Source organism: Nevskia sp. (genome assembly GCF_021732705.1).
Taxonomy (GTDB): domain Bacteria; phylum Pseudomonadota; class Gammaproteobacteria; order Nevskiales; family Nevskiaceae; genus Nevskia.
This window is the reverse complement of sequence record NZ_JAKFUM010000003.1, coordinates 358,643-376,060: the sequence shown is the minus strand read 5'-3', so window position 1 is coordinate 376,060 and position 17,418 is coordinate 358,643. Positions and strand designations below refer to the sequence as shown.

Here is a 17,418-nt window from a genome sequence, read left to right as displayed (position 1 = left end):
TTCGGTACGACTCAGCTCAGATAGGTGTAACCGCTCAGGCCCGCCTCAAGCTCGGCCAGCAAGGCGCTTTTCGTCGCGGCCGGCAGATCGGTCGCCGCGAACTTGCGGCGATAGCTCTGCGCCAGTTCTTCCGGGGCCAGATGGACGTAGCGCAGCAGCTCGTCGGTGCGGTCGCCGTGCTCGGCGCCTTCGAGCTTCCAGCCGTCGCCGTCGACCACGACGTTGACGGCGTTGGTATCGCCGAACAGGTTGTGCATGTCGCCGAGGATTTCCTGATACGCGCCGACCATGAAGAACGCGAGCAGGTACGGCTCGTCGTCCTTCAGCTCGTGCAGCGCGAGCGTCGAGACCACCCCTTCGCGGTCGACATACAGGTCGAGCCGGCCATCGGAGTCGCAGGTCAGGTCGCACAGGCGACCGCGGATGCTCGGGCGCTCGTTCAGCCGGTGGATCGGCACGATCGGGAACACCTGATCGATCGCCCAGGCATCCGGCACCGACTGGAACACCGAGAAGTTGCAGAAATACTTGGCCGACAGCTTTTCGCGCAGTTCGTCGATCGCTTCGCGCTCGGCGCGGATCGTCGGGTCCAGATGCGGCAGCACCGCGCGCGCCACCGCGTAGTACGCACGCTCGGCGTAGGCCCGGTCACGCAGCGGAATCAGGCCCAACGTGTACTGGGTCTGGGCGTCGGTCAGGTAGTTCGCGGCGTCGTGCAGGCATTCGATCGGCCCATCGGACGCGATTTGCTGCGGCAGCGCGTGCAGCGCATGCAGCGCGGCCTGGGCGTCCGGGTGCGGCGCTTCGAGCGCGGCACTGGGCGCCACTTCGGAATCGACCACCGAAGTGATCAGCACCGCATGGTGCGCCGTCAGCGCCCGGCCGGATTCCGAGATCAGGTTCGGCTGCGGCTCGCCGGCGGCGGCGCAGACCTCGGCCAGGGTGCGGATGATGTTGCGGGCGTACTCGCGCACCGAGTAGTTCATCGAGCAGTAGCTGCGGCTGCGCGTGCCTTCGTAGTCGACACCGAGACCGCCGCCGACATCGACCGTATCGACCGGCGCACCGAGCTTGCGCAGTTCCACGTAGTAGCGCGAGGCCTCGCGCATGCCGCGCGCCACGTCCTGCACGTTGGCGACCTGCGAGCCGAGGTGGAAATGCACCATGCGGATGGCATCGAGCCGGCCGGCGGCCCGCATCATCTCCACCGCTTCGAGCACCTGCGGCGTGGTCAGGCCGAACTTGGACTTTTCGCCGCCGGTGTTCTGCTGGGTCGATTCCGACACCGCCGACAGCCGCACGCGCAGGCCGATGATCGGCGCGACATCGAGTGCGTGCGATTCGGCCAGCACCAGCGGCAGTTCCGACAGCTTCTCGACGACGATGTAGACCGTGTGGCCGAGCTTGGCGCCGATCAGCGCCCGGCGGATGTAGCCGCGATCCTTGTAGCCGTTGCAGACGATGACGCTGCCCGCCGGAGCCAGACCGAGCACGGCCGCGAGTTCCGGCTTGGAACCGGCTTCGAGGCCGACGCGCGTGCCGCCGTGCGCGACGATCGCCTTCACCACCGATTCCTGCTGGTTGACCTTGATCGGGTAGACCGCGGTGTAGCGGCCGCCGTAGTGCTGCTCCTCGATCACCTGCGCGAAGGCGCTGGTCAGCACATCGACCCGGTCGTGCAGGATGTCGGTGAAGCGCACCAGCACGGGCAGTTCCAGCCCTTCGCGCGGCAGCTGCCGGGCGAGTTCGTGCAGGTCGATCGTGACCTTGCCGTGGCTGCCGTTCGGGCGAACGATCAGGTTGCCGGCCTCGTTGACATCGAAGTAGCCGTCGCCCCAGTGATCGATGTTGTAGAGATCGACGGAACTCGATGCGTTCCAGATCGGGGGCGAGACGGGCTTGTTCATGCGATCACTCAATTGAAAGATGCCACCGCTTATACTCCGCGCACTTTTCTGGAGCGCGAGATGTCACTGGACAACACCTGGTTTTCGGAGCCCGTCGACAAAACCGGGACGGCATTTTCGCTGAAACTCGGCGAGCGCGTGCACCATGAAGTCACGCCGTTCCAGACCATCGAAATCTTCAAGACCGAAACCTTCGGCTGGCTGATGACGATCGATGGCTGCACGATGGTCTCGACCCGCGACAACTTCCTGTATCACGAGATGATGTCGCACCCGGCGCTGAACTCGCACTGCGCGCCGGAGCACGTCGTGATCGTCGGCGGCGGCGACTGCGGCACCTTGCGCGAAGTGCTGAAGCACCCGGAGGTGAAGACCGCGACGCAGGTCGAGATCGACGAGCGCGTGACGCGCCTGTCCGAGCAGTACTTCCCGGAGCTGTGCGTCGCCAATCATGACCCGCGCGCCACGCTGTTCTTCGGCGACGGGCTGGCCTGGATGAAGGACGCGAAGCCCGAAAGCCTCGATGTCATCATCATCGACTCGACCGACCCGGTCGGCCCGGCCGAAGGCCTGTTCGGCGCCAAGTTCTACGTCGACTGCCTGCGCGCGCTGCGTCCGGGCGGCCTGCTGGTGCAGCAGTCGGAATCCCCGATCCTGCATCTGGACCTGATCCGCGACATGCACAAGTTCATGCGCGAAGCCGGCTTTGCCCAGACCCGGCTGATCCACTTCCCGCAGACGATCTACCCGAGCGGCTGGTGGAGCGGCTCGATCGCGCAGAAGACCGCCGGCCCGCTGGCCGAACGGCTGGACGAAGCGGCGATCGCGAAGCTCGACACCGAGTTCTACAACGCCGAGACCCACCGGGCCGCGTTTGCTTTGCCCAACTTCGTCAAGAAGGCCATAAGCGCCTGATCCTGTGGGCTCCGCTTCCGCGTCCCGGCCATCCGCTCGCCTTGCCGGTCACGCTGCGCGGGCCGGGTGGCTCGCAATGCCCCGCGTTTGCGCGGCCCAACGTCGTCAAGAAGGCCATCAGCGCCTGATCCTGCGGGCTCCGCTTCCGCGTCCCGGCCATCCGCTCGCCTTGCCGGTCACGCTGCGCGGGCCGGGTGGCTCGCGATGCCCCGCGTTTGCGCTGCCCAACGTTGTCAAGAAGGCCATCGCGGGCTAAACGTCCTGTGTCGAAGGCGGCGTCAATTCCTCCTTCGGCAGCCAGTACCAGCAGTCCGGCGCGCTGATCGCGAGCTTCACGTCGTCCTTCGCGAGATTCAGCACGTTCGGACGGCGGATGCCGGCGAGGAAGCGCAGGTCGTAGATCTCGCTGCAGCCGGCCGTGAAGCTCAGCAGGCCCACCCGCTGGCCGCTGCGGGTATCGATCACGGCGATGCCGCACAGCAGGTCGGCATGACGCTCGGCCACCGGCATGCCGTCGAACACTTGCTTCTCGCGAATCTGGCACAGGCCAACCAGCGCGTGGTGGCCGACGAAGCACAGCCCGCGCAGATAACCCGGCAGTTCGCAGACGGTGTCGGCGCGGCCGTCGGCCGTCATCCGAAGCAGCCGGCCTTCGCCGGAGTTCAGCAGCCACAGCGCGCCGTCATGCCAGCGTGGCGAATGCGGCATCGACAGCCCGCGCAGTGCGATCTCGCCGGAATCGACGTCGATGACGATGCCGCCGCCGCGCTTGCCGTCGCGCCAGCCGTGCGGCGTGTTGGTCTCGCCCAGGGCGGTGACGAATGCCGGCCGCGTGTCGCGAACGGCCAGCCCGTTCAGATGGCAGCGGTCTTCCGGCGCCAGATCGTCGATGAACGCCGGCCGCCAGCGCGGCACGAAGGTCTGCGTCGGGCTCGGCGTGGCGAGGCAGGACAGGCGCGTGTTGACCAGCCACAGCTCGTCGCCGGCGAACGCCAGATCGTGGATCTGCAAATCCGGCAGGTGAAACTGCGCGTGCGGCAGGTACAGCGCGTCATAGCGGCCGGGCGCCAGATAGTTCGGTGCCAGCGGCCGCGAATTGGCGAACAGCCAGATCGCGTGTCGCGTCGCCAGCGCCAGGCGATCACCCGCGACATCGAGGCCCATCGGCCGATCGAACGCGCGCGGCAGGAAACTGACCTGCTGGCCATTCCAGCCGACCATGAACAGCCGCCCGGCCTGATACGTGCTGATCGCCAGCGAGCCACCGCTCGCAGCGAGCCATGCCGCGAAGCCGGGGTCGGTGCTGGCACTCAGCGTCAGCGCGGCGTCAGCGTTCGTCATGGGCTTGTTCATGTCCTGATGATGCCGCAGACCCCGGCACCGCGGCATCTGCGCAAGCGGTGTTCAGGCGACGACCGCGCAGGCAACCAGGATCGCGATCGTGCGTGCGAACGGGGTGGCGATAGACGGCGATCCGCCCCGCTGCGACCGTCCCCTTGTTGCCGATCGGAACCCGGCGGGACAGCCGGCGCGCAGGCAACCACACCTCGATGCGCGTTGCCAGGGAGCGAGCAATGAAAGCCATGACCGCTGCAACTCCTTTGTCTACCCTTGCCGCCGCCGCGCGGTTCGCGTGCCCGGTGGCTATCGGAGCAACACCTGGCGCGAGAATCGGCCCGGAAATCTATGTCGCCGAGGCGGAAAGATCCGATCGCCCCGATATTGCCCGCGACTCTGCCGGCGGGTTTGTCGTCACTTGGCGCGCGATCGAAGGCGAGGTCAACCCGTTCTTCACTGAGCAGAACCGGTACACGGTCTTTGCACGGCTGTACTCGTCCGATGGCGTCGCAGCCGGTCCGGCGTTCCGCGTTGCCGGGCGCTGAAGCGGTACGACGGACACTGACAGAAACTGCCGGCGCAAGGCCGACGCCGCGTCGGCTGCTTGACAAGGCAAACGCGCACGGCTGCTCGACGATCGTCATCGATGGTGCAGGCAAGCTGCTGGCGTAAGCTTTCGCCCGCAATGAACTTCCTCGCCCACCTCTGGTTGACCGACCGCGCCGGCCTGCCGCTGGTCGGTGCGGTGCTGGGCGATGTCGTGCGTGGCCGGCTTGACGGACAACTACCGCCGCAACTGGAAGCCTCGATCCGCTTTCACCGCCGGGTCGATGTTGCTACCGACGCCCATCCGCTGAGCGTTGCCGCGCGTGCCCGGTTCGGTGACGGCGCGCGGCGCTACGCCGGCATCGTGCTCGATGTGCTGCACGATCACGCGCTGGCGCTGGACTGGTCCCTGAACGGGTCACTGGACGGGCCACACGCCGAACCGCTGGAACGCTTCGCTCGACGCGCGGCACGCGCGGTGGCCGACCCCGGGGCCTGGCAGCTCGCCGCCAATCGCGCCGCGCCGGACGCCGAACGCTTCGAAGCGCTGTTGCTGTCGTATCGGGAACCCGCCGGCATCGATCACGCGTTTGAGCGCATCGGTGCGCGCCTGAGCAGGCCCGAGCGCCTGCATGCGGTTGCGCGCGACTGGCGCGCGTGGCTGGCCGATGTCCGCCGCGATGGTCCGGCCTTGCGGGCCGCGCTGCTGGCACTGGAACCCTCGTTCTAAAGGACGACCCCTCAGGCAACCGCCATCAATGCTGGGGATGCGAAGACAGCCCAAGCTTTTCGCAGAAGCCGCTGTCGGCCCTTTCAACAAGGAGTGACGTCATGCCAACCCCCTCGATCCGATGGCTGCTGGTGCTGCTGACCGTGCTGGCACCGACCGTGCTGGCGGCACCCGGCGACCGGCTGGGCGCACCCGTGGTGATCGCCGCGTCCAGCGACAGCAATCCGGATGTCGCCCGCAATCGCAACGGTGCCGCCGTCGTGACATGGACCGGGCCGCTGATCGACGGCAGCACCAATCTCGGAGACACCCTTCTGGCGCAACGGATCGCGCCCGATGGCAGCCTGCAAGGGGGTGTGATTGCTGTCCGCGATCGCGACGCCCGTGGCGGTGCCGGCAATCCCCGGGTCGCGATCGACGCGTCCGGCGGCTTCGTCGTGGTCTGGGAACATACGCTCCCGTTCGTTCTGCCGTCCGTGCCGTTCGTCCTGGAACTGCCGACGCTGCGAATCTCGCCGGAGATCCGCGCTCGGCGCTTCACCCCCGACGGCGTGCCGGCGGGCAACGAATTCATCGTGGCCTTGCGCGGAAATTCACCGCACGTGGCGGTGGATGATGTCGGCAACCTGGTGGTGGTCTGGGCGGTCGACGGCACCCTGGTGAACGCCACCGACGGCTATCCCTATCCGACCAACACGCCGCGGGTGGCGCTCGCCGACCGGATCGAATCCCGCCGCTACTTCGCCAACGGAACCGCGCAAGGTCCGGCTCGCGAGATCGACCGGTCGCCGCGACGGCCCCTGCTGCTGAACGATCGCGCGCCGCCGTTGCTGGTCAATCCCAGCGTCGCGATGGACAGCACCGGTCGCCATGTGGTGGCCTGGACCTCACGCGTCGACGGCCAAGGAATCTTCGCCCAGGCGTTCGACGCGGTCGGCGACGCGCGTGGCCCGCGCTACCTCGTCAGCGAAGGCCCGAACGGCGTCAGCGCCCAACTCGTGTCCCTCGCGATGAATCGCGATGGCGCGCATGCCGCCACATGGGCGAATGGCGCGAATGTCGTCCTGCGCCATTACGACACGAGCGGCGCTGCGCTGACCGCCGCGTTCACGCCGCCACCTCGCCCGGACGGCAGCATCGCGCTTGGCGGCGAGCCCCGCATTGGCATCGACGATGCCGGCAACGTCGCGCTGTGTTCGTCGGACGGCGGCAACTTCGCGCAGCGGCGGGTATCGCTGCAATTGTTCCGGGCCAACGGCACGCCGCTGACGGCCGCGCTGCCGGCTTCTCTCGGGCCGACGCCGCCACCATCGCCGCTGCAGTACGCGTGCAGCGTCGCGATGCGCGGCGATGGCGAATCACTGCTGGTCTACGCCACCCGCGGCACGCTGTATGCGCAGCGCTTCGCCGGGCCGTGATCGGCTCAGCTGCCGTGATCCATTAGTTCGGCCACGAGCCGCGCGCAGCGCTCGTAATCACTCCAGATCAGGAAGTGATCGTGGTTCGGCAGGCGAATCACGCGGCCGTTCGGCGTTGGCAGCACGCGCTCGGCATAGTCGGCCGTGGCGGGATCGACCAGCGTGTCCTGGAGGCCTTGCACCACGATCACCGGCATCGTGAGTGAGGCCCAGCCGGGCTCCATCGCCTTCAGGCCTCGCGCCAGCGGCATGATCTCGGCATTGGAGTTGTAAAGATCGTCATCGGCGAATTGGCGCTGCACCCAGGTGCCGGCCAGCGCTTTCGCCAGCCAGGTATCGGCCATGTGGTTGAACCAGCGCGGGTGCTCGAGATCCGGCGCGATGCTCGGTGCAATCAGCAGCGCGCCGGCCACGCGTTCCGGATGATCCATCGCCAGCTTCGCGGCAATCGGCCCGCCGAGCGAATGGCCAACCAGATAGGCCTTGCCTTGCCCGCCATCGGCGAGGTCAAGCAGTGGCGCCAGCAGTCGGGCCTGGTCGGCGATGTCCGGCACCATCCGGCCGCGGCCGGAATTACCGAAACCGGGACGGTCGACCGCGATGATCGTCGCGCGCTGACGCAACCGCGGGTCGGCGAGGTAGTCGCGCCAGCCCTGCCAATTGCCCGGCGTGCCGTGAATGAAGATCAGCCGCTGCGGCCCGCCCGGCATCACGACGTAATGCACGCGCCGGCCGTCGATCTCGTAATCGCCCGCTTCGGGCTGCGGGCCGCGCGGAAACAGTTCAGGGATGTGGTCGTCGATCGGCGCGGTGTCCTGTGCGGACGGCGGTGGCTGCGCCCAGCCGGTGGCGAGCAAGGTCGCCAGCACCAGCAGCGCGTGCCGCCAACGACTCACGCCGCCGGTGCCCCGGCCAGCAGCACGGCCATCCGGGCGTCCTTCTCGGCCCACAGGTCGGCGATCCAGTTCTGGATGTGCTTGCGGAACACCTTGTCGCCCTCGTAGTCGCCGCCGTACATCTCGTGCGGGATGGTGATCTGCCGGACTTCGACGATCACGCGACGCACACGGCCGCAGAGGAAATCCCAGAAGCCGAGCGCGCCACCCGGGTAGACGATGGTGACGTCGAGCAGCGAGTTGATGTTCTCGCCGAGCGCGCCGATGGTCAGCGCGAAGCCGCCCGCCTTGGGCTTCAGCAGATGCGTGTAAGGCGACTTGGTGTCGTCGTGCTTGGCCTGGGTGAAGCGCGTGCCTTCGAGGAAATTCAGGATCGTCACCGGGATCGTCGCGTAGCGCGCGCAGGCCTTCTTCGTGGTCTCGAAGTCCTTGCCGCGCAGTTCCGGATGCTTGGCGAGATACTTCGACGAGTAGCGCTTCATGAACGGGTAGTCCAGCGCCCACCAGCACAGGCCGAGCACCGGCACCCAGATCAGTTCCTGCTTGATGAAGAACTTGAAGAACGGCGCGCGGCGGTCGAAGGCCTTCATCAGCACGTAGATGTCGTTCCACGACTGATGGTTGGAGCTGACCAGGTACTGACCCTTCATGTTCAGCTTGTCGACGCCGCGGATTTCCCACTGCGTCGGCAACAGCACGTCGCCGAGCACGGTATTGACCGACGCCCAGTGCTGGCCGCTGGCGGCGGCCGCGCGGGAAAACAGGTCGCGCAGACCGCGCACCGGCGACAGCAGCTTCAGCACCGCGAAGATCAGCAACGGTGTTGCCCAGAACAGCGTGTTGACGATCAGCAGCAGCATCATCACGAGGCCGCTGACCCAGCCCGGCAGGAAACGCAGCATGTAACGCTCTCCTCGTTGAAACGCTGCGACTCTCAGGGCGCAGTCGGTGCGGTGTTCGGATTCGGGATCGGGGGCTGTGCCGGCGTCGGCGCCGCTGGCAGCGGCGAGATCGCGCGACGCGTGCCGGACGGATCGCGCACTTCGACACGCGCGTAATCGCCGGGCGGCAGCTTCACCAGCACGCAGGGGCTGGTCAGCGCGTAGCCGCGCAGCGCATCGGGCTTCGGCGCCAGAAAGCTGGCCGTGAGTTTCAGCACACCGCCACTGAGATAGGCGCGCCGCGTCACCGCCACGCTGTAGCCGCCGGTGGTCCGCACGCCGTGCTCGACCACCGCGAACGGCCCCGCGGGCAGCGGCCCGACCGCGATCAGATCGACTCCGCGCGCGGTCTGCCAGTCGCGCACGGCCGTGGCATCAGCCAGCAAGGTGACGGCAGCGTCGCTCGACGCGCTGGCGCAGAACGCGAGCCGGCGAATCTCGGCGACCTCGACATCGCTGCCGCTGCCCGGAATCACGAGCGCCGGCACCGATTGCGGCAGCGAACCGCAGCCGGTCAGCAGCAGCACCAGACCGGCCGACACCGCCAGCGCGCTACCGACGGCAATGGGGCGGCAGCGGGCCAGCAGGTTCGAGGTCGGGACCGGACTCGGCGGCATGCAGGTTCATTTTTCAGCGAACGCGGCGGCGGGTGCCGGCGCAGGCCGGTAGTTTGGCACGAGCCGTCCGAGGGCGGCATCCTGCAGGATCAGATCGGACGCGCGCTCGGCGATCATCGTCGTCGGGGCATTGGTGTTGCCGCCGATCAGCGTCGGCATGATCGAGGCATCGACCACGCGCAGCCCCTGCAGGCCATGCACGCACAGCCGGTGATCGACGACGGCCATCGCGTCGCGGCCCATCTTGCAGGTGCCGACGGGGTGGTAGACGGTCTCCGACTTCTTGCGGATGTAGTCGCGAATCTGCTCGTCGGTCTGCACCGCCGGGCCGGGCTCGAGTTCATCGATCGCATGCTTGGCGATCGACGGCTGCGCGAGGATTTCGCGCGCTTTCCGGAAGCCGTCGACCAGCGCCTGCAGGTCGCGCTCGGTCGCCAGGTAGTTGGCATCGATCATCGGCGGCGACAGCGGATCGGCGTCGATCAGCTTGACCCGGCCGCGGCTTTCCGGCCGCAGGAAGCAGGTCATCAGGCTGAACGCGTAGTGCTTGAACAGCGGCGTCAGCGTTTGCCCATGGTTGGCGTAGACGAACGGCACCAGATGCCACTGCAGGTCCGGAATCGCCTGCTCGTCGTTGCTGCGGAGGAACCCGCCGGCCTGCGCGAAGTTCGAGGTCAGCTCGCCACGCTTGCCGAACAGATACCTGAACGTGTTGATCACCGTCTTCAGCAGACCGAGCGGCCGGAGGCTGATCGAATGCCGGGTCTCCTCGCGCATCGTGATGTGGATGTCGAGATGATCCTGCAGGTTCTCGCCGACGCCCGGCAGCTCGTGCACCGGCGCGATGCGATGGCGCGCCAGCTCGTCCTTCGGGCCGACGCCGGACAACATCAGGATCTGCGGCGAACCGAGCGCGCCGGCGGCGAGAATCACCTCCACCCGGGCCTTCAGGTCCTCGCTGCGGCCGGCGCGCTGCACCCGCACGCCGACGGCGCGCTTGCCGTCGAACAGCACCTTTTCGACGTGCGTCCGCGTCAGCACGGTCAGGTTCGGCCGCTTCTTCGCCGGTTCGAGGAAGCCGCGGGCATTGCTGCAGCGCTGACCGCCCTTCTGCATCGTGTGATACAGGCCCACGCCTTCCTGCTGTGCGCCGTTGAAATCGTCGGTTTCCGGGTGGCCGGCTTCGCGGCCGGCGGCGAGGAACGCGGTCATCAGCGGATTGACGTAGCGCGGCTCGGCCACGTTCAGCGGGCCGTCGGTCCCGTGGTACGAGCGGCCGTCGTCGACCTTGTCGATCGCCTCGAAGTTCTCCATGCGCCGGAAGTACGGCAGCACGTCCTTGTAGGCCCAGCCGTCGTTGCCGAGGGCCGCCCAGTGGTCGTAGTCCCACGCGTGGCCGCGGATGTAGCACATGCCATTGATCGACGACGAGCCGCCGAGCGTGCGGCCGCGCGGCCAGTACATCGAGCGGCCGGCGCAGTTCGGCTGCGGCGTGGTCCAGAAGCTCCAGTTCAGGAGCTTCGAGCGGATCACCGGGATGATGCCGGCCGGCATGTGGATGAACGGGCTGCTGTCGTCCGGACCGGCCTCGATCAGGCAGACCTGCCACTGGCCGCTGGCGCTGAGCCGGTTGGCCAGCACGCAGCCGGCCGAACCTCCGCCGGCGATGATGAAGTCGAAGCTGCGGCTGTCGCTCATGCGCGGCCCTCCGGCAACGGGCGGCGACTGCCGGACGTCGGTCCGGCGGGCGACGCGGACATCACGGCAGCGAAAACCTTTGTATCGTTCATCGACGGGCTCCTGCGGCTCAGGCTCCGGCACGGACGGCAGAACCGTAATCGTTCGTACCGTGGCCTGCGGAAAATGAATTGGACGATCAGTCTATTCATTCAACGGCGGGCCGTCACACCCCCAAACGGACCGTAATCCGGATTGTCCTCAGAATCAGGCTGACCATGATCGAGCTGAATCCAGCGCGCAATCCGTCACCCCCGCACAGCGGCGCCGACCAGCCCCTGACGCTGGAATCGGTGCTGTCGACCCTGGTCGGCGAAGGGCTGGCAACCGCCACGGCGGCGAAGGCACTGCTGGCCCGGCCGCCGACGCGCACCGACCACGCGCACCCGCTGGCACGCATCGGCGCCTGCGAGTGGGACCACCCGCTGCAGCCCGGCCGCAAGCTGACCACGGAAGCGCTGACCCAGTGGCTGGCGCAACGCGCCGGCCTGCCGTACCTGCGGATCGATCCGCTCGGCATCGAGGTTGCGCGCATCACCACGGTGATGCCGTACGCCTATGCCGCGCGGCTCAAGCTGCTGCCGGTCAAGGTCAGCGCCAGCGAAGTGACGATCGCGACCAGCGAGCCTTGGGTGAGAGACTGGGTACGCGATCTGGAACAGGTGCTGAAGGTCGAGATCAAGCGCGTCGTCGCCAATCCGCTCGACATCGAGCGTTACCTGGTCGAGTTCTACGCCCTCGCCCGCTCGGTCAAGGCCAGCGGCGAGGAGCGCGCGAAGCTGGTCGGCTTCGGCGGCACGCGCTCGCTCGAACAGCTGACCGATCTCGGACGCCGCGGCCAGCTGACGGCGGACGACCAGCACGTCGTCAACATCGTCGACTGGCTGCTGCAGTACGCGTTCGAATCGCGCGCCAGCGACATCCATCTGGAGCCTCGGCGCGACACCGGCAACGTCCGCTTCCGCATCGACGGCGTGCTGCACGAGGTCTACCAGATTCCGGCGCTGGTGATGGTCGCGGTCACCAGCCGGATCAAGATCCTGGCGCGGATGGATGTGGCCGAGAAGCGCAAGCCGCAGGACGGCCGGATCAAGACTCGCTCGCCGGACGGCAAGGAGATCGAGCTGCGCTGTTCGAGCCTGCCGACGGCGTTCGGCGAAAAGCTGGTGATGCGCATTTTCGACCCAGAAGTGCTGGTCAAGGACTTCCGCCAGCTCGGCTTCAACGAGGCCGAGGCCAGCGCCTGGGCCGCGATGATCGAGCAGCCGAACGGCATCGTGCTGGTCACCGGCCCGACCGGCTCGGGCAAGACCACGACGCTGTACTCGTCGCTGAAGCAACTCGCGACCCCGGAGGTCAACGTCTGCACGATCGAGGACCCGATCGAACTGGTCGATGGCAGCTTCAACCAGATGCAGGTGCAGTCGAACATCGACCTGAACTTCGCCGAAGGCATCCGCGCGCTGATGCGGCAGGACCCGGACATCATCATGGTCGGCGAAATCCGCGATCTGGAAACGGCGGAGATCGCGATCCAGGCGGCACTGACCGGCCATCTGGTGCTGTCGACCCTGCACACGAACGACGCGCCGTCCGCGATCACGCGCCTGCTCGATCTCGGCGTGCCGGGCTATCTGATCAAGTCGACCCTGATCGGCGTCGTCGCCCAGCGCCTGCTGCGCACGCTGTGCCCGCACTGCAAGGCACCCGCGCCGATCGACGACCGCCGCTGGACCGAGATCACCGGCGGCTTCGGCCTGCCGAAGCCCGAGCAGGTGTGGAAGCCGGTCGGCTGCCTCGAATGCCGCGAGACCGGCTATCTGGGCCGCGTCGGCATCTACGAGATCATGCCGCTGACCGGCACGCTGAACGCCCGCATCGGCGAGCAGACCGATCTGCTGCAGCTGCGCGAACAGGCGCTGCGCGAAGGGATGATGCCGCTGCGCATCGCCGGCTGCACGAAGGTGGCGGCCGGCGTCACCAGCGTCGAGGAAGTGCTGGGCATTGCCGCATTCACCCGCAGCGGCTGAGGCGTCCGCAACCAGCGGATCAGCCGGCCCACGCCGGCGGTGCCAGCGGCTGGAAGCGGGTCTTGATCGGCTGATGCCCGCCGCCTTCGAGTGCCTGCTGGATCGCGAGCACCACTTCGTTGTTGTGCAGGCACCAGTCCGGCGGCAATGGTGACGGCTTGCCGGCCTCGAACGCCGCCGCCATCTCGGCCGGGCCACGGCAGAACTCCATCGGATGGCTGCCGCGCTGGCGCTTGGCCGGGTTCGGATAGTCCGCAAGCGCGACCTTCTCCTTGATCGGGTGCAGGATCATCTTGCGGCGGATGTTCAGGTAGCGCTGGATCTTGACCGGCTGCCGGTAATGCCACGAGTGATCGGTTTCGAGCACGCCGGTGTCGCCGAAGAAGCGCAGGCGCTGGTCATGCGGTGCCACGATGCTGCAGGTCAGACGCGCGACCACGCCGTTCTCGAACGCGATCAGCGCACACGAGAAATCCGGCGTGATGCGATCAAGCGGGCCATCGGTCTCCTTGTCCGGATACACCGTCGAAGCGAGCCCCGACACCGATACCGCAGGGCCGAAGAACGCCGTCAGCCAGCTGACGTAATAGCCGGCATGCTCCAGCGTGCAGCCGACCTCGAACTCATCCTTCCACGGCCACGGCCGGCCGCTGTCGCTGAGCCACTTGCGATACGGCATCTTGTGCACGAGGCCGTCGTCGAGTTCGGCATAGACGAGCCCGACCTTGCCGACCTTGCGCTCGCGCAGCGCGCGCCACAGCGCCTGCGCGGTCTCGCCGAGCAGGCTGCACGGCGCGGAGGCCATCATCAGCCCACGTTCCGCAGCCAGCGCGGTCAGCGCTTCGGCATCGGCCAGCGACATCGCGATCGGCTTTTCCGAATAGACGTGCTTGCCGGCTTCGAGCGCGGCGCGCGACACGGTGTAGTGCTGGTCCGGATTGGTCAGGTTCAGCACCATGCCGATCGAGCGGTCGGCCAGGATGTCGTCGAGGCCGCGACGCAGCGCATCCAGCCCGTGGCGCGTCGAGAACTGCGTCAGGCGCTCGCCATCGCGATCATGGATCGCGACCAGCTTCAGCACCGGATACCGGGACAGCGACTGCATGTAGAAATCGGCCACGAAACCGCAGCCGATGATGGCGATGTTCATCAAGACAGGATCCTTCAGGGCCCGGCCGGAATGGCCTCACGGGCGAAGTCGTCGCGGCTGCGGGCAGCGCGCGCTGGCACGGGATTATCGCCGCTGCACCACGCAATTGCCTTGCCGTGGGGACCTTGTGATGGGGTGGCTCCGTGTGGCCGACCTAGACGACAGAGTTCGCTCGTCAGGCTTTCGTCGGCCTGCGACCAGACTTGCGACGCCGAGCGTCCATCATCGCGAGCATGCTCGCAACGCCCTTGTTCGGATCGGGTTCCACGCCATCGCTGGCGAGACGGTGTCCTTGTTCGGCTCAGCCCGGCCCGGCCGTGTTTGGCTAACTCGACGCGACATTGAGTCGCGTCTCGCCATGGCCAAACACTGGCCGGGCGTAAATCATCGCGAGCATGCTCGCGACGCCCTTGTTCGGAACGGGTTCCACGCCATCCCTGGCGAGACGGTGTCCTTGTTCGGCTGAGCCCGGCCCGGCCATCCGTGGCCGGGCGTAAATCATCGCGAGCATGCTCGCGATGATTTACCCAAACCGTCCGGTGATGTAGTCCTCGGTGCGGGTCTGGGTCGGCTTGGTGAAGACCTGACTGGTCTCGCCAAACTCGATCAGTTCGCCGAGATACATGAAGGCCGTGAAGTCGGCGACACGGGCGGCCTGCTGCATGTTGTGGGTCACGATGCAGATCGTGTAATCGCTCTTCAGCTGGTAGATCAGCTCCTCGACCTTCGCCGTGGCGATCGGGTCGAGTGCGGAGGTCGGCTCGTCGAGCAGCAGCACTTCCGGGCGCACGGCGATCGAGCGGGCGATGCACAGGCGCTGCTGCTGGCCGCCGGACAGGCCCAGACCGCTCTGGCCGAGCTTGTCCTTGACCTCGTCCCACAGCGCGCCGCGCTTCAGGGCCGTTTCGACCCGATCGTCGAGTTCCGACTTCGGCACCTTCTCGTACAGGCGGATGCCGAACGCGATGTTGTCGTAGATCGACATCGGGAACGGCGTCGGCTTCTGGAACACCATGCCGATGCGGGCGCGCAGCAGGTTCAGGTCCTGCTTCGGATCGAGCAGGTTCTTGCCCTCGAACACGATCTCGCCTTCGGCCCGCTGCTTCGGGTACAGGTCGTACATCCGGTTGAAGATGCGCAGCAGCGTCGACTTGCCGCAGCCGGACGGGCCGATCAGCGCGGTGACCTTCTTGTCGTAGATCGGCAGCGAGATGTCCTTCAGCGCCTTGTAGTCGCCGTAGAAGAAATTGACGTTGCGCACCGAGATCTTCTCGGTCATCGGCAGCTTCGACGCCGACGAATCCGGCCGAACTTCGAGATACGGCTTCTGCGTGTGCACGGCGCCCGGCAGCGAGCTGGAAGAAGTGTTCATGACGTCCGTCTGGGGTTCGGGGGATGGCCGCGGTTCAGCGTCGAAGGAATGAGGGTCAGCTGTTGGCCTTGGACTGCGCCGACAGCATGCGCGCGCCGATGTTCAGCACCAGCACCGCCATCGTCACGATCAAGGCGCCGGTCCACGCCAGTTCACGCCAGTTTTCGTAGGGACTGCCGGCGAACTTGAAAATCACCACCGGCAGATTGGCCATCGCGCCATTCATGTCGGTGCTCCAGTTCGGGTTGTTCAGCGCGGTGAACAGCAGCGGCGCGGTCTCGCCGGTGATGCGGGCGACGGCCAGCAGGATGCCGGTCAGCATGCCGGCCTTGGCGGCGCGATACGCGACCTTGACGATCACGTGCGAACGCGGCGAGCCGAGGGCCGAGGCCGCTTCACGCAGCCCGTTCGGCACCAGTCGCAGCATGTCTTCCGTGGTGCGGACCACCACCGGCAGCACCAGCAGCGACAGGGCCACGCCGCCGGCCCAGCCGGAAAAGCCGGAGCCCTTGACCATGATGCCGTAGACGAACAGGCCGATGACGATCGACGGCGCCGACAGCAGGATGTCGTTGATGAAGCGGACCACGGTCGCGAGCCGCGTGCCGAGCCCGTATTCGGCCATGTAGGTGCCGGCGAGGATGCCGACCGGCGTGCCGATCGCGGTGCCCATGATCGTCATGACCAAGGTGCCGTAGATCGCGTTCAGCAGCCCCCCGCCCGGCTCCGAGCCCGGCGGTGGCGTCATCTCGGTGAACACCGCGATCGAGACGCCGGCCACGCCGTTGTAGAACAGCGTGAACAGGATCAACGCCAGAATCACCAGCCCGGTGGCGGCTGCCGCCCAGGCCAGCAGCATCACGATCTGGTTGGTCACGCGGCGACGCGCGTACAGCGACGTGTCGAGCGCCATGTCAGTTGCCCTTGCGCTGTTCGAGGCGCAGCAGCATCAGGCGCGCGGCGGCGAGCACGATGAACGTGATGACGAACAGCGTCAGGCCGAGCAAGGTCAGCGCCGACTCGTGCATGACGTTCTCGGCCTCGGCGAACTCGTTGGCGATGCTGGCGGAAATCGTCGTGCCGGGGCTGAACAGCGAGCCGGTCAGGCGATGCGAATTGCCGACGACGAAGGTCACCGCCATCGTCTCGCCGAGCGCGCGGCCCAGACCCAGCATGATGCCGCCGATGACGCCGGCGCCGGAGTACGGCAGCACGACCTTGCGCACGACTTCCCAGGTGGTGGAGCCGAGCCCGTAGGCCGATTCCTTCAGCACCGCCGGCACCGTCTCGAACACGTCGCGGGTGATCGACGTGATGTACGGCAGGATCATGATGCTGAGAATGATGCCGGCCGTGAGGATGCCGTAGCCGTTGATCTGGCCGCCGAACACCGTGCTCAGGATCGGAATGCCGTCGACCGCGTTGTTGACCGGAATCTGGAACCAGTCGCGGAACACCGGGGCGAACACGAACAGGCCCCAGATGCCGTAGATGATCGACGGGATGCCCGCGAGCAGCTCGATGGCGATGCCGATCGGCCGGCGCAGCCAGCGCGGGCACAGTTCGGTGATGAAGATGGCGATGCCGAGGCTGATCGGCACGGCAATCACCAGCGCGATCAGCGCCGTGATCAGGGTGCCGTAGATCGCCGTGAGGCCGCCGAGATTCTCTTCGACCGGGTTCCAGCGCTGGCTGGAGAAGAAGCCGAGGCCCAGCTGGTTCAGCGCCGGCAGCGAACCGACGACCAGCGTGTAGATCACGCCGCCCAGCACCAGCAGCACCGTCAGCGCTGCCGTGCGCGTGGCATGCCGCATCACGGCA

General features: G+C 67.0%; 16 protein-coding genes. 5 read left to right on the top strand and 11 right to left on the bottom strand.

Annotated features, from left to right (window positions below):
- Window positions 1-11: 11 nt before the first annotated feature.
- Window positions 12-1,907: a biosynthetic arginine decarboxylase gene (gene speA / locus QZ951_RS04045; RefSeq protein ID WP_292998800.1), complete on the bottom strand. Its 1,896-nt coding sequence runs from the start codon at window positions 1,905-1,907 to the stop codon at window positions 12-14.
- A gap of 60 nt (window positions 1,908-1,967) precedes the next feature.
- Between speA and speE the strand changes: the two genes are divergently transcribed.
- Window positions 1,968-2,822, top strand: coding sequence for a polyamine aminopropyltransferase (gene speE, locus QZ951_RS04040; RefSeq protein ID WP_292998798.1), 855 nt, complete (start codon window positions 1,968-1,970; stop codon window positions 2,820-2,822).
- Between the two features lie 252 nt (window positions 2,823-3,074).
- On the opposite strand, the gene QZ951_RS04035 is transcribed toward speE, so the two are convergent.
- Window positions 3,075-4,163, bottom strand: a complete 1,089-nt coding sequence (locus tag QZ951_RS04035; protein WP_292998796.1) for a TIGR03032 family protein — start codon at window positions 4,161-4,163, stop codon at window positions 3,075-3,077.
- Entirely contained in the window at window positions 4,150-4,407 is a 258-nt protein-coding gene (locus QZ951_RS04030) for a hypothetical protein (protein WP_292998794.1), read from the bottom strand. The genes QZ951_RS04035 and QZ951_RS04030 overlap by 14 nt, the downstream gene beginning before the upstream one ends.
- Between QZ951_RS04030 and QZ951_RS04025 the strand changes: the two genes are divergently transcribed.
- The 3 genes from QZ951_RS04025 (at window position 4,397) to QZ951_RS04015 (ending at window position 6,854) form a co-directional block, all read left to right on the top strand.
- The gene (locus QZ951_RS04025) at window positions 4,397-4,705 is read left to right on the top strand and encodes a hypothetical protein (RefSeq protein WP_292998792.1); all 309 of its coding nucleotides are present in this window, start codon (window positions 4,397-4,399) and stop codon (window positions 4,703-4,705) included. The two genes, QZ951_RS04030 and QZ951_RS04025, sit on opposite strands and share 11 nt — an antisense overlap.
- Before the next feature lie 140 nt (window positions 4,706-4,845).
- The gene (locus tag QZ951_RS04020) at window positions 4,846-5,436 is read left to right on the top strand and encodes an ACP phosphodiesterase (RefSeq protein WP_292998790.1); all 591 of its coding nucleotides are present in this window, start codon (window positions 4,846-4,848) and stop codon (window positions 5,434-5,436) included.
- Between the two features lie 101 nt (window positions 5,437-5,537).
- Complete coding sequence (locus tag QZ951_RS04015; RefSeq protein ID WP_292998788.1) at window positions 5,538-6,854, top strand: hypothetical protein; 1,317 nt, start codon at window positions 5,538-5,540, stop codon at window positions 6,852-6,854.
- Window positions 6,855-6,859: 5 nt separating this feature from the next.
- Here QZ951_RS04015 and QZ951_RS04010 read toward each other — a convergent pair whose 3' ends face one another.
- The 4 genes from QZ951_RS04010 to QZ951_RS03995 are packed head-to-tail and all read right to left on the bottom strand — an operon-like array spanning window position 6,860 to window position 11,006.
- Window positions 6,860-7,750 (bottom strand): alpha/beta hydrolase, encoded by an 891-nt coding sequence (locus QZ951_RS04010; protein ID WP_292998786.1) that lies wholly within the window; start codon window positions 7,748-7,750, stop codon window positions 6,860-6,862.
- The gene (locus QZ951_RS04005; RefSeq protein ID WP_292998784.1) at window positions 7,747-8,652 is read right to left on the bottom strand and encodes an acyltransferase; all 906 of its coding nucleotides are present in this window, start codon (window positions 8,650-8,652) and stop codon (window positions 7,747-7,749) included. The genes QZ951_RS04010 and QZ951_RS04005 overlap by 4 nt, the downstream gene beginning before the upstream one ends.
- A 32-nt stretch (window positions 8,653-8,684) precedes the next feature.
- Window positions 8,685-9,308: a protease complex subunit PrcB family protein gene (locus tag QZ951_RS04000; protein WP_292998783.1), complete on the bottom strand. Its 624-nt coding sequence runs from the start codon at window positions 9,306-9,308 to the stop codon at window positions 8,685-8,687.
- 6 nt (window positions 9,309-9,314) lie between these two features.
- Window positions 9,315-11,006: a choline dehydrogenase gene (locus QZ951_RS03995; RefSeq protein WP_292998782.1), complete on the bottom strand. Its 1,692-nt coding sequence runs from the start codon at window positions 11,004-11,006 to the stop codon at window positions 9,315-9,317.
- 257 nt (window positions 11,007-11,263) lie between these two features.
- Here QZ951_RS03995 and QZ951_RS03990 point away from each other — a divergent pair, with 257 nt between their 5' ends.
- Complete coding sequence (locus QZ951_RS03990; RefSeq protein WP_292998781.1) at window positions 11,264-13,075, top strand: GspE/PulE family protein; 1,812 nt, start codon at window positions 11,264-11,266, stop codon at window positions 13,073-13,075.
- A 19-nt stretch (window positions 13,076-13,094) separates the two neighbouring features.
- Here the strand turns inward: QZ951_RS03990 and QZ951_RS03985 are convergent, their stop codons facing one another.
- The 4 genes from QZ951_RS03985 to pstC all read right to left on the bottom strand — a co-directional run bounded on the left by QZ951_RS03985 (window position 13,095) and on the right by pstC (window position 17,411).
- Complete coding sequence (locus QZ951_RS03985; protein ID WP_292998780.1) at window positions 13,095-14,225, bottom strand: Gfo/Idh/MocA family oxidoreductase; 1,131 nt, start codon at window positions 14,223-14,225, stop codon at window positions 13,095-13,097.
- A 523-nt stretch (window positions 14,226-14,748) separates the two neighbouring features.
- Entirely contained in the window at window positions 14,749-15,504 is a 756-nt protein-coding gene (gene pstB / locus QZ951_RS03980) for a phosphate ABC transporter ATP-binding protein PstB (RefSeq protein WP_366943796.1), read from the bottom strand.
- 148 nt (window positions 15,505-15,652) lie between these two features.
- Window positions 15,653-16,510, bottom strand: a complete 858-nt coding sequence (pstA, locus tag QZ951_RS03975; RefSeq protein WP_292998778.1) for a phosphate ABC transporter permease PstA — start codon at window positions 16,508-16,510, stop codon at window positions 15,653-15,655.
- Window position 16,511: 1 nt separating this feature from the next.
- Window positions 16,512-17,411, bottom strand: a complete 900-nt coding sequence (gene pstC / locus QZ951_RS03970; protein WP_366943795.1) for a phosphate ABC transporter permease subunit PstC — start codon at window positions 17,409-17,411, stop codon at window positions 16,512-16,514.
- Window positions 17,412-17,418: the final 7 nt, after the last annotated feature.

Bases quoted from the DNA above. Each gene is read 5' to 3' on its own strand.
- speA (WP_292998800.1), bottom strand. From the start codon at position 1,907: ATGAACAAGCCCGTCTCGCCCCCGATCTGGAACGCATCGAGTTCCGTC.
- speE (WP_292998798.1), top strand. From the start codon at position 1,968: ATGTCACTGGACAACACCTGGTTTTCGGAGCCCGTCGACAAAACCGGG.
- QZ951_RS04035 (WP_292998796.1), bottom strand. From the start codon at position 4,163: ATGACGAACGCTGACGCCGCGCTGACGCTGAGTGCCAGCACCGACCCC.
- QZ951_RS04025 (WP_292998792.1), top strand. From the start codon at position 4,397: ATGAAAGCCATGACCGCTGCAACTCCTTTGTCTACCCTTGCCGCCGCC.
- QZ951_RS04030 (WP_292998794.1), bottom strand. From the start codon at position 4,407: ATGGCTTTCATTGCTCGCTCCCTGGCAACGCGCATCGAGGTGTGGTTG.
- QZ951_RS04020 (WP_292998790.1), top strand. From the start codon at position 4,846: ATGAACTTCCTCGCCCACCTCTGGTTGACCGACCGCGCCGGCCTGCCG.
- QZ951_RS04015 (WP_292998788.1), top strand. From the start codon at position 5,538: ATGCCAACCCCCTCGATCCGATGGCTGCTGGTGCTGCTGACCGTGCTG.
- QZ951_RS04005 (WP_292998784.1), bottom strand. From the start codon at position 8,652: ATGCTGCGTTTCCTGCCGGGCTGGGTCAGCGGCCTCGTGATGATGCTG.
- QZ951_RS04000 (WP_292998783.1), bottom strand. From the start codon at position 9,308: ATGCCGCCGAGTCCGGTCCCGACCTCGAACCTGCTGGCCCGCTGCCGC.
- QZ951_RS03995 (WP_292998782.1), bottom strand. From the start codon at position 11,006: ATGAGCGACAGCCGCAGCTTCGACTTCATCATCGCCGGCGGAGGTTCG.
- QZ951_RS03990 (WP_292998781.1), top strand. From the start codon at position 11,264: ATGATCGAGCTGAATCCAGCGCGCAATCCGTCACCCCCGCACAGCGGC.
- QZ951_RS03985 (WP_292998780.1), bottom strand. From the start codon at position 14,225: ATGAACATCGCCATCATCGGCTGCGGTTTCGTGGCCGATTTCTACATG.
- pstB (WP_366943796.1), bottom strand. From the start codon at position 15,504: ATGACCGAGAAGATCTCGGTGCGCAACGTCAATTTCTTCTACGGCGAC.
- pstA (WP_292998778.1), bottom strand. From the start codon at position 16,510: ATGGCGCTCGACACGTCGCTGTACGCGCGTCGCCGCGTGACCAACCAG.
- pstC (WP_366943795.1), bottom strand. From the start codon at position 17,411: ATGCGGCATGCCACGCGCACGGCAGCGCTGACGGTGCTGCTGGTGCTG.